Annotated in this window: 11 protein-coding genes; 4 read left to right on the top strand and 7 right to left on the bottom strand. The window is 39.9% G+C overall.

Going from position 1 to position 11,895, the window contains the following annotated elements; translation table 11 throughout:
* Positions 1-201: 201 nt before the first annotated feature.
* Positions 202-861 (bottom strand): hypothetical protein, encoded by a 660-nt coding sequence (locus tag H171_RS22210; RefSeq protein ID WP_100307072.1) that lies wholly within the window; start codon positions 859-861, stop codon positions 202-204.
* Positions 862-1,215: 354 nt separating this feature from the next.
* Between H171_RS22210 and H171_RS22205 the strand changes: the two genes are divergently transcribed.
* The 3 genes from H171_RS22205 (at position 1,216) to H171_RS22195 (ending at position 3,739) form a co-directional block, all read left to right on the top strand.
* Positions 1,216-1,677, top strand: a complete 462-nt coding sequence (locus tag H171_RS22205; RefSeq protein ID WP_100307071.1) for a cupin domain-containing protein — start codon at positions 1,216-1,218, stop codon at positions 1,675-1,677.
* 201 nt (positions 1,678-1,878) lie between these two features.
* Positions 1,879-2,232: a hypothetical protein gene (locus tag H171_RS22200; RefSeq protein WP_100307070.1), complete on the top strand. Its 354-nt coding sequence runs from the start codon at positions 1,879-1,881 to the stop codon at positions 2,230-2,232.
* 223 nt (positions 2,233-2,455) lie between these two features.
* The gene (locus H171_RS22195) at positions 2,456-3,739 is read left to right on the top strand and encodes a LysM peptidoglycan-binding domain-containing protein (protein WP_100307069.1); all 1,284 of its coding nucleotides are present in this window, start codon (positions 2,456-2,458) and stop codon (positions 3,737-3,739) included.
* 63 nt (positions 3,740-3,802) lie between these two features.
* On the opposite strand, the gene H171_RS24250 is transcribed toward H171_RS22195, so the two are convergent.
* Positions 3,803-4,192, bottom strand: a complete 390-nt coding sequence (locus H171_RS24250) for a hypothetical protein (protein ID WP_157803209.1) — start codon at positions 4,190-4,192, stop codon at positions 3,803-3,805.
* 1,000 nt (positions 4,193-5,192) lie between these two features.
* On the opposite strand from H171_RS24250, the gene H171_RS22175 reads away from it, so the two are divergent.
* Complete coding sequence (locus H171_RS22175; RefSeq protein ID WP_100307066.1) at positions 5,193-5,906, top strand: hypothetical protein; 714 nt, start codon at positions 5,193-5,195, stop codon at positions 5,904-5,906.
* An 81-nt stretch (positions 5,907-5,987) separates the two neighbouring features.
* Here the strand turns inward: H171_RS22175 and H171_RS22170 are convergent, their stop codons facing one another.
* From H171_RS22170 to H171_RS22150, 5 genes are read right to left on the bottom strand one after another with little or no spacing between them, the layout of a single operon-like run.
* Positions 5,988-7,337, bottom strand: coding sequence for a GH1 family beta-glucosidase (locus tag H171_RS22170; protein WP_100307065.1), 1,350 nt, complete (start codon positions 7,335-7,337; stop codon positions 5,988-5,990).
* Positions 7,338-7,341: 4 nt separating this feature from the next.
* Positions 7,342-8,181, bottom strand: a complete 840-nt coding sequence (locus H171_RS22165) for a carbohydrate ABC transporter permease (protein WP_100307064.1) — start codon at positions 8,179-8,181, stop codon at positions 7,342-7,344.
* Entirely contained in the window at positions 8,181-9,113 is a 933-nt protein-coding gene (locus tag H171_RS22160) for a carbohydrate ABC transporter permease (RefSeq protein ID WP_100307063.1), read from the bottom strand. The genes H171_RS22165 and H171_RS22160 overlap by 1 nt, the downstream gene beginning before the upstream one ends.
* Positions 9,114-9,166: 53 nt before the next feature.
* Complete coding sequence (locus tag H171_RS22155) at positions 9,167-10,579, bottom strand: ABC transporter substrate-binding protein (protein WP_100307062.1); 1,413 nt, start codon at positions 10,577-10,579, stop codon at positions 9,167-9,169.
* Positions 10,580-10,611: 32 nt separating this feature from the next.
* A complete protein-coding gene (locus tag H171_RS22150; RefSeq protein ID WP_100307061.1) occupies positions 10,612-11,628 on the bottom strand; it encodes a LacI family DNA-binding transcriptional regulator in 1,017 nt (338 codons plus the stop codon).
* Positions 11,629-11,895 lie beyond the last annotated feature (267 nt).

Raw genomic sequence — 11,895 nt, 5'->3', positions numbered from 1 at the left:
ATGTAATAATTTGCAGTTTAGTGTCGTATTTTCAGACATTAACAGTCAATCCACAATTGTTTCCACAATATTGTGGATAAGTGTCGTTTTACCCGATATGCAGCTCTCTCTATTATTTTTTACAACTCAAGAAATATTGAATCATAGGCCCTACTTTTTCTTTATTCACAATTACAAAGTAATTTCTCATATGCCTCCCTTTTACAAAATCCACATTTCTCCATTTGGCATTTCACTTAAGTTTCCTTTTTCTATCGATAAGACTTCTCCTGATTTACTGATTTTAACTATATTGTCATAATATTTATAGTCTGATGTTATATTATCATTTTCATCAATGCCTTCTTCTACCCATCGATTAAAATAAAAAACATCCCCATCTCTAACAATAAAGCTATCCCTGGCCTCCATTTTTATTGTTAATTTTTCAGGATAATAAACGATACACTCATGATCAACACTCATAAGCATCAAAGGATATTTAGCAAGCTTTATATTATATAAATCCAAATCTTTTATATCAAAATGAAACATTTCCGTCAAAACATTTTTATCAGGTATATACTTGACTATATATAATTGATCTATATTAAAGTCCGCCCTTATGAAATATATAATACCTTCAATAAATATAATGTGCTCATAATAGATTCCATATTCTAATTCATATGGAGTATAGCTTTTGCCATCAGGATAAGAGAAAAAGGTAAGTTCATTTCCTTTTATCGGCTCATTCATATCCTTTAATTCTTTAATTTCATATAGGCTAATATAATTATCATAAGAATATAACCATCGGTCAGTACCCATCAGATCTGAATATCCATTATTATATTTCTTTTCTATATTTCTGAATTTCACAATGTTCTCCCCGTATACTAAAATTTATCGTTCTGATAAGTTATATGAATAATATGTGTTTTATTTCCTAAGCTTCAATTGCCTTAATTCTACCATGAAGTAAATGCTACATCAATAAAATCCTTCCCAACTCCATGTCCTGCTTTTTATGATATCTTCAGCCACATGATTTCTATCTTTTTTGATCAGCTGCTCTTTCGTAGACGGATGCTGCTGCTTCCCGGCCCTTTGGAATCATATATATGGCCGATCAAGAAAATCTGCACATTCTTTTTCTAAAACTCCTGATTTTTGATAGCAGTGATATTTATGTCACATATATTAGTATAGAATATAAAAAAGGTGACGAAGTGCATGTCTAATTCAGAAAACTCAAATCGTGATGCTGAAAATACGCCAATTTTCCCTTATGACTATGGACCGAATTCTTTTATTATTGATCTTAATAAGGCAGCACAGCAAAACGATAATTTCCGTGCGACTTTATGGACGGGAACTTTTTTGCAGGTTACTCTCATGAGCATTCCTGTTCATGGGAGTATTGGTATGGAGGTCCATACTGATCATGACCAGATTTTACGAATAGAAGATGGTCTAGGCCTAGTTCAGCTAGGTGAAAGTCAACTTACGATGTACGGACAATATCTTGCATTTACTAATTATGTTATAGCAGTACCTGCCGGTATATGGCATAACATCATTAATATTGGCAACGTCCCACTTAAAATATCTTCATACTATGCTCCTCCTAATTATGCATGGAATACAGTTCAGAGGACAAGGACCCCAGCTGCCTCCTCACAAAACATCTCTTAAACAGTTTTCATCACACTGCCGGCAGGATTTCCCCGATCTTGCCGGCCCTGCTCCGTTAACCTGTACCAGTACACGTCCGATAATGGAAGCCCCCCTATATAACTATACTCACTGCAATTGGTATGAATCAGGGCTTGTGTCAAAAATATTTATTTTGAATATTATTATATTGTAAGTAATTATTAAAGGGGGCGCAATATCATGAAATTACAGGAAAAAGCATTAGAAGAATTGAAAGAAGAAGTATTAGGATCTATAGAAGGAAAATCAGATGATGAAAAGAGAGAAATGCTGAGAAGAAGATTTAATCTTGATTGGGACATCCCTAGTTGTTGTGATCGCAGACCATGTAAAATGTGGTATGCTCAAGTATTCACTTATTGCAGCACAATTGAATTAGAAAGAGAATTAAACTTTTTCTTGTTCTTAATCAACCTTTTTGGACAGATTTTTGGTTTTTGCTTCAACCAAGAGAGTACAGTTTTTTTAGGCTGTACATGCCCTTGTGGTAATAAACAAATAATCCTTTATTATACAATTGTATTTAGGGATTAATAGGCTTTCCGTCTATTAATGATATTTGAGGTTTCCCCGAGATTTTTCGGGGAAATTCTATTATCATACAGAGTGGAATTTAATAGACATCTTTGACGATCTATTGCAACTTCCTGAACTGGTTATAGGGTAAGATTATTGATATACATATTATTATTTAAAGATGTTATGAACATGTAAGAACAGCATATAATAGTATTAATAAGATCATTTGAGGGAATCTATGATCATACACGTTGTCCAACCCGGTGAAACCATAAATTCAATATCAGATTATTACAAGATCCCTGTTGACAGATTAATATTAGAAAATGGAATAACAAATCCTAACAATTTAGCAATAGGCCAAACTATCGTGATCGTACAACCGGAGACGCTCTACACGGTCCGGGCCGGCGATACTTTGGAAAGCATTGCAGAGCAGCATAGTACTACGCCAATGGAATTATTAAGAAATAATCCCTATCTTTCGGATAGAGAATATATGTACATTGGTGAGACCATAGTCATAAGCTATCAAACAAATAAAACAAGAACAATTGCCACCAGCGGTTATATCTTTCCTTATATAGATAAATCTGTTTTAATAAAAACGCTTCCTTTTTTATCTTATCTGACCATATTTAATTATAGGGCTACAAGAGAAGGAGAAATTGTCTCCAGTGCTGACGACACGGAACTTATCCAGCTGGCTAAAACTTATGGTACTGCACCCATGATGTTTGTTTCCACTATGACCGGAGAGGGAATAATTAGCCGTGAAGTAGCCTTTGAAATTTTAGGTAATCCTTCTGTGCAGGATAGCCTGATTGATAATGCTCTTCAAATAATGAAAGCGAAAGGTTTTTATGGTATAAACATATATACTGAAGCCATTAACTATGATAACCTAAATATTTATGCTGAATTTTTGAAAAGGGCCGCTGCTATATTTCATTCAGAAGGTTTCAGGGTAGTAATTACCATAACGCCTGCTACAAATATTAACACTCCAAACATTAGTTTTGAAAAAATAGACTATTCAAAATTAGCTGAATCTGTAGATGGAATCATACTTTCTTCTTATGATTGGGCAAGGTCTTACAGCTATCCAAACGCGATTTTTCCGGTAAATATCTTAAGAGAGTTGTTAGATTACATGGTTAGTATTATTCCCTCTGAAAAAATTTTTCTTGGAGTTACTGCTTTAGGTTACGATTGGACACTTCCATATGTTCCCGGCGCCACAGAAGCTACTGTAATATCATATAACAGTGCAGTACAAATTGCAGCGGATAATGGTATACCAATACAATTTAATGAAGCAGCACAGTCAGCTTACTTCTACTATATGGATGTTGATGGGAATCTACATGTAGTATGGACTAAAGATGCAAGAAGCTTTGATGCAAGGGCAAAACTGGTGGAAGAATATAATCTCCAAGGCTTATCTTTTTGGACTGTTATGAAATTCGATGCACAAATGTGGTTCGTTATTAATAATCAGTATTACATCCAGAAGTTTTAAATGTCCATACAAAGAACTTTTTAAAAGCGGGCCCGAAATAACGAAGCCCGCTTTTATCAGTGACTATTTTTCATACTCATCGTAATCTTCATACTCTTCATACTCTTCATACTCATCGTACTTTTCACTTTCGTCACATTCATTTTCTTTCCGTCTGCATTTTCTGCAACCGTCTTTAAAGCCTCTCCAGTAAGCTTCTTTTAATGCTTTTTCGAACCATTCAAAGTCCTTACCATGATCGCGTTCGCATTCGCATTCTTTTTTTTCACATTCGCATTTAGGTTTATATTCACATTCGCGTTTGGGTTTGCATTCACATTCGCGTTTGGGTTTGCATTCACATTCGCGTTTGGGTTTGCATTCACATTCGCGTTTTGGTTTGCATTCACATTCACGTTTGGGCTCGTACTTTTCAGAACATTTGCAGCTACATTTAACAGTATTGCTACTCATATTTGACTCCTTTCCTATCGTACTACATAATATTATATGGGACAGGTAGACAAGGTGTGTATGTGCAATGCCACCCATCTTTTACTCCTCCAATCCCAGGCCACCGAAACAACTAAAGCATGAAGTGCAGGAAGATTTGATTACGAAAGTACAAATACAGCGAATGGAGAATAATTTTAAAAAAGGAACAGGCAGAGTATGTCCAGAAAAGGAAATTGCCTGGACAATTCGGTGATGGAGAATTTCTTCGGCATAAGTAACTTAAAAGGACTGAGTCCTGTACAATACAGAACTCAGTCCCAAGAGGTTGCTTGATAATACTATCCAATATTGGGGGATCAGTACAAATAACCGGATACCCGCCAACCTTATTATATTAGCAATCCGAATCGCTATGATGATGATGGTGATGATGATGGCAGCATGGATCATTACAGCCATCCCGAAAGCCTGCACAATATGCTTCTCTCCGCTCCTCTTCACATACATCTTTTACTTCTTCACATCTATTATTGCAATTACATCTATTGTTACAATTGCATCTGCAATTATTGTTACAGCCACCCCAAAAACAACTCATAATGATACCTCTTTTATTAATTTTATATGTTATTATATGGGACGCCCAGACAAGATGTGAACAATAATGCTGTTGAAATCTTACACCGCCAGCCCCGGAAACTCCAGTGCCCCGTCCTGATCCGGTGTGAGCGTCGCCAGCTCCGTAACCATCTTACCTTCCTGATCCAGGTAATACCGCCTGACGCCTGACCCTTGTTACTTACCAGTTCTGTTACGATGTACAGGTGGACAAGCTTTAGGATTACTACATTAGCAAAGGTGCAGTCAGATGAGAAAGTAATACTCCTGAAACACGCATAAATACGGCATTTTGTAAGAATAAATTAAATTATTACGATTTAATAGATAATCTTGTAAGATCCATCATTTTCTGATATGCTTATAGTCGTAAAAACCATCAGGAGGAAAAGGAATCAGTATGAACCAATATAACAATCAAGTCAGACCAAACCGCAGAAATACGCGCTCCGGCAACAGAAATGATGCAGGGAGAAACGGTTTTCTATCGGTCCTTCTGTTTTATGTGCTTCCTTTCATCGTAATTAATGGCCTGATCTTTTTTCTGGTGACTTCCAGACCAAAGGGCGAGATTACTATCGGTGAAAGCAGCGATTATAAATCCACAACCATGGAGCTTAAGATCAAATCCCTGCTTCCCGTGAATAGCATGGAGGCGTCTTTAAACGGTTCACCCGTTGAGATGACGAAAACTGGCCTTAAGACCTATTCTGCAGTCCTTAAAAGCAACGGAACTCTTACAGTAAAGCTTACATGCTTTAATAAAATGAAGACCGTTATCGATGAGCAGGTGGATGTTTTAGATGACACACCTCCAGTCATTAAGGATAACGTATTGGAAAACGGAGTTCTTTCCTTCCGCTTGGAAGACAGTCAGTCCGGCGTGGATTATTCCTCCATTTTCGGCTGTGATGAGGACAACCAGGATATTGCACCTCTGTCCATAGACCGGAGTACAGGACGTGTGACCTTTGAGCTTAAAAAGGACAATTTAAATATCACTGCCAAAGACAATATCGGAAATGAGCTCCACGTAACCTTTACCCCCCAGGGCGAAAGCATTGAAGAAGAGGAAACACCAGACGGACAGGCAGTGGATCAGACAGAATCTTAAGCTGTCCCGTATGATAAGTAAATAACAATAATACAAACAAAGTGCGGTTCCAAATCCAGGAACCGCACTTTGTTTGTATTATTATAGAACTGTTTCCTTTATTAGATCCCGGTACCAATAAAAACTGTCCTTGGGAATCCTGGTCTGGCTTTCATAATCTACGAAAACAATTCCGAATCTGTCGTCATACCCTTTTTCCCATTCAAAGTTATCTAAAAAACTCCAAAGGAAATACCCAGTGACATCCGCACCATCAGCAATTGCCCGCTCCAGCTCTGTCAGATAACGCTTAAGGTAATCAATCCGGCCAGGGTCATGAACGCCCCCATCCAGGGAAACCACATCAAGAGCAGACATACCATTTTCCGTAATAATCACAGGAAGGCGATAGGTCTCATAAAAATTGCGGACCGCCCAGTACATGGCCTTTGGCGTGATCGGCCACCCCATTCCGGTCTTTCCATGTCCGGCCGGGAGCTTTCCAAGCAAAAGGGTTCCCTGGCTGTCAAGATTTACTGAGGTTCCCTGATATAGATTCATCCCGCAAAAATCCAGAGGCTGGCTTATGAGTGTTTGTTCTTCTTCCGTTATAACCGGGAGCAGAGTACCAAACAGATCTTTGCATTTGTCATGAAATATTCCTTTTAAAAACAGTTCATTCCAGAATGCAGAAGAGTAAATCCAATCTTCTTTCCCAAAAGAATTCTGAAGCCTTCTGGCGGCTATGATCAATTCAGCCGTTTCATCAACAGGCCAATAGGCATTGCCGCAGGTAGGCGCATAACCAACCCTGCTGTCCGGTACCCATTTCCTTATCTCCTGCACCGCCCTACCATGAGCCAGCGCAATATGACGACACATGATAAGGATTCTTTCCACCGGGTATCTGATACCGGGAGCATGGATGCATTTGTCATATCCAAGCCATGTAAATATCTGAGGTTCATTGAATGTGAAGAAATGCTTTACACGGTCTCCCAATGCTTTTACCACGGCTTCCGTATAAGAGGCAAACCATTCCGGACTTGCCGGATTCAGCCAGCCGCCCTGCATTTCCAGTTCATTTGGATAATCCCAATGATAAAGGGTCACATAAGGCGTGATTCCGTATTTCAGCAATTCATCCACTAAATCGGAATAAAACTTTAACCCTTTTTTATTTAACGAACCACAGCCCTTTGGAAAAATCCTGGGCCAGGAAATAGAGAACCGGTATGCTTTTACTCCCAATTCTCCCAGCAGAGCTATATCCTCTTTCATGCGGTGGTAATGATCACAGGCCCGCTCACCGGTATGTCCCTCAAAGATCCTCCCCTCCTCCCGGGCAAATACATCCCAGATGGAAAGACCTTTGCCGTCTTCCTGTGCGCCTCCCTCAATCTGATACGAGGAAGTAGCAGTCCCCCATATAAAGTCCTTTTTGAAATTCATCTCTTTATCCTTTCACGCTGCCGGCAGTCACACCGCCGATAATAAATTTAGATAAACATAAATAAATAATCGCCACAGGTACAATTGCTATGGTAATCAGCATATAAACCTGCCCCATGTCAAACTTCAGGAAATCGGCACTCCGAAGCTGTGCAATCAGGATCGGCAATGTCTTTTTGGCATTGGATTTCAGCACCAAAGAGGGGACAAAGTAATTATTCCAGGAAGCCACGAATGCAAAGATACCCTGTACCGCAAGTGCCGGCTTAACAATGGGAATTACAATCGTATTAAAGGTGTAGAATTCATGGGATCCGTCAATTCTTGCCGATTCGATAATCTCAAGGGGAAGATTACTCTCAAAATATGAAACCATGAAATAAAACACCACCGGAGCAGCCATGGAAGGAAGGATTAGGGGAACAAAACTGTCCATAAGCCCCATTTTGCTGATCAGTCTTAAAAAACCAAGTGTCGTCACCTGATTGGGAATCATCATAATCAGAACGATAAACAGATAAACTATATTTCGCAGCCTGAATTCATAAGCATGGATGGCGTAAGCAGTCAAAGCTGAAACATATACTGCAAGCGCCGCAGAGCTGCCTGCGATCAGAAGACTGTTGACGATCCCATAGACCACCGGAAGATTCTTATTATGAAGTACGTTATACAAATTAGAACCAAAGGACTTACCCGGAAGAAAGGAAAATCCTTTTGAAATCTCCGGGTGAGACCTGGTTGCATTTATGATCAGGCAATAAAAGAAGAAGAGGCATAAAAATGCCAATAGTGACAAAAACACATACGCAACGGCCTTCTTTATATTCATCAACTTGCCCATTACTTTCCTCCTCTCTTTTTCCCTGCACCGGTCAGTACAAAGAATACTACCAGACTGAGTGCTGCCGTAATGACAAAGAGTATTACCGATAAGGCACCTGCCATGCCATAATTTTTACTGTAGAGATGGTTATTCAAAAACATTATAAGGGTAGTACTGGTTCTGTCCGGACTCCCCTTTGCATTTGTCAGTACCTGAGGAACATCAAACATCTGCAGGCCGCCGATCAGGGAAGTGATCAGGACATAAATAAAAATAGGCTTAATGGTGGGCATGGTTATCTTTGTGAATATCTGCAGAGATTTTGCTCCATCAATGGAAGCTGCTTCAAATAAAGATGCATCCACACCAAGAATCGCAGCCATCAAAAGAATCGTTGTATTTCCGAACCACATCATAAAGTTCATGAGCCCGATCAGACCCCTGGTTCCCCAGACAGTAGCCAGGAAACGGAACGGGCTGTTTAAAACCCCAAGGTTGATAAGCAGGTTATTCATAGGACCGTCATCGGAGAACAGAGCAAAAAACAGCATGGCAAAAGAAGCCGCCATTATGACATTTGGCATATAGATAATGGTCTTAAAGAAAGTGCTACCTTTTAACCTCAGCCTGAAATCTGCAAACCAGACTGCCAGAATCAACGAAATCACAATCTGGGGAATAAAGCCGATGATCCAAAGAATCATGGTATTGCCCAGATACTTAAGTAAGTCACTTTGAAAAATTGATACGTAATTTTGCAGTCCAACAAAGTTAGGACCGATCTGCGTCAATCCGGAACGATAATTTTCAAACAGGCTGTTATAAAAAGTATTTACCAGGGGGATAAAGGAGAATATCAAATAAGCGGCAAAAAATGGTATCAGAAAAATATATCCCCATTTCGCATAGCTGATTTTTTTTCTGGTCTTTGCCTTCTTTTCTTTTACCATTGCAAAACCTCCTGTTTATACAGGGCGGGATACCCCCGCCCTGCAGCTTATAACTATTCTGTCTTTAATTCCGGGTACTTTTCAGTAATTGCTGTGTAAAAATTCTTCAGTGCCGTATCTTTGTCAACAGCCCCGTTAAAGTAATCATGCATTGCAGTCTGGAATTCTTCATTAAGGCCCTGGTCATAAGGAGAGATTTTACTCATATCAATCTTTTCAGCTGCATCGCAGTACATCTGAAGCGGATTCTGCCCTCCAAGGAACTGAGACTTATAATCACTCTTTGCCAATTCTTCCATAACTGTCTTGTTATTGACAAAGTCATTCTTTTCTTCTACGATCTTTTTCATCGTTGCATCATCACAGCAAATGGTTCTCATAATATCCGCTACAATTTCCGCATTATCGGTTCCGTTAGCAGCACAAATCCAGGTTCCGCCCCAGTTATAGGACTCCGGGCCAATGGTTGCCGCCCAGTCACCATAACAGCCATTTCCTACTTCCTGTTTTCCTCCATCCGCTTCTGCTTTTTCAAGCGAATTTCCTGCCATAACGAAGTCCACACCCCATGCAGGCATGAAGTAGCCGAATACTTTTCCTTCCGGTCCCTGGCCAGCCGCCCATTCTGCTGCCCAAAGGATAGTCTTCTGGTTATATCCCTTATCCGTAAAATCTTTTGTCTGCTCCACCCATTTTTCCATGTTAGGATCAATGACAACCTTAGTTCCATCAACCCAGGGAGCGGAAACATTATTGGAAAAGGTACGATAGGTGTCATCAAAACCGGATACCATATAATACCCTTTTTCTTTCATCTTTTCCGCAGTCTTGTCAAAGGAATCCCAATCATTGATTGCCTTCTGGACTTCTGCCGGATCGTCGGTTCCAAGCACAGCCTTTGCAATGGAACGGCGGTAAATATAGAGTCCAGGGCAGCCCTGCCAGGAAATTCCCTTCTGCGCACCGCTTGCATCCTGGGCGATCTCCTTGGTATAGTTATATTGTTTGGACATATCCTGATCCGTAATGCCGATATCCTTCAAATTAATGGTACTGTCGGAATTCACATATTTCAAAATATAATCTGCCTCTACCAGAAACATATCAACTTTATCATCTGCTTTTGCATCAGCCTGATTTAACAGAGCTTCATCAAGAGCATTCTGATACGCATTGTTTTCACTGGGGGTTGTTATAAAGTTCACCGTATACCCTGCCGGCAGCTTGGAAGCATAATAGTCCTCATATCTTGCCTTGAATTCATCATTCCAGACATAGATATTCACGACTTTTCCTTCTGTACTGTCAGCCCCCTTTTCTTCCGTTGCTTCCGTTGCTTCCTTACTGGTGACCTCAGCAGTTCCGCTTCCGCTCTGAGTATCCTGAGTGTTCTTGGAACTGCAGCCTCCGATCAGTGATGCCGCCATTGCTGCACACAGCAATCCGCTTACTACTTTCTTCCTCATATTACCCTCTCCTTTTCTGATATGAACTATCATTATATAGTTGCTTTTCCAACCGATTCCCCTTTTAACAGCTCTCCTTCCACAATGATCTGTTCTGTAAAAGTTGTCTTGGGTTTTTCGATGGAGCTTATTAATTTTTTAGCGGCCTGCATACCGATGGTGGCCGTATCCTGGTGTATGGTGGTCAGTTTGGGATTCAATAGCTGCGAGATCCGGCTGCCATCATATCCGGCAATGGAGATATCCTCCGGAACCTTTAAGTTTCTCGCACGTATTTCATTTAACCCGCCGATCAATGCCGTATCGTCCGGGTATAAAATACAGGTAGGGGGGTCCTTTCTGTCCAGCAGTTCCCTGGTGTATGCCATGGCCTGGCTGACATCCAGATAATCTGCCTCCAATACATAATTGTCCGCAATATACAGATCGTGACTCTCCAAAAACCGGTAAAAGCTTGTAAGTCTTGCCTTTGTAACGGCTGTATTTATCTGCCCGTGGATGTATGCGATCTTTCTGTGACCATTTTCATAAATATATTGCATCAGGGACTGGATTCCCTTAATGTTATCGGACAAAACCGAGGAACAGTTTTCGTGGATATGGTCAATGGTAACTACTGGAATATCTCCACCCAAAAGGTCGATCACCTCCGGGTTATCAAAATTTACGCAGGCGATTACCACGCCGTCCACATTTCTGTATTTACAATGATCATAATAGGAGACTTTCTTCGTTCCTATCTGGCTATTGATAAACGTGATATCATACCCCTGTTTCTCCGCTTCGACCTTAAAGGCTTCCAGTACCGCTGCAAAATACTCATGAGTCAGGCCGCTGTTGGCCTCGTCAACAAATAAAACGCCGATGTTGTAGCTTCTGTTTGTCTTTAAAGACCTTGCAGCTGCGTTAGGATAATATCCCAGCTCTACCGCTGCTTCTTTGATCCTGGTTTTTGTACTCTCCCCGATGTCATTCTGGTCATTAAGTGCTTTGCTTACTGTGGCAACAGATACTCCACAGTGCTGTGCCAGTTCCTTCATTGAAATCATATGTCTCTTCCTTTTACTTAATCGTTTTCGTAACCTCAATATACTCCTTTCCAAAGGAAAAAGCAATATATTTTTGTTTTTTTATCTAGTTTATATAGTTTTTTGTAATTTATTTTATGTAATATTACCAAAGCATAGGAATGGTACTATTTATTTTTATAAATACCTATTGTAATTTAAAAATTAATGAGTTATTATGGCCCTATATCTCCCTAATTCTGATCTTAATCGTTTTCGTAAAATGTCGAATTAAGTAAATTTATCACC

It is taken from the genome of [Clostridium] celerecrescens 18A, from assembly GCF_002797975.1.
GTDB lineage: Bacteria > Bacillota > Clostridia > Lachnospirales > Lachnospiraceae > Lacrimispora > Lacrimispora celerecrescens.
This window is presented reverse-complemented; position numbering and strand designations above follow the sequence as displayed.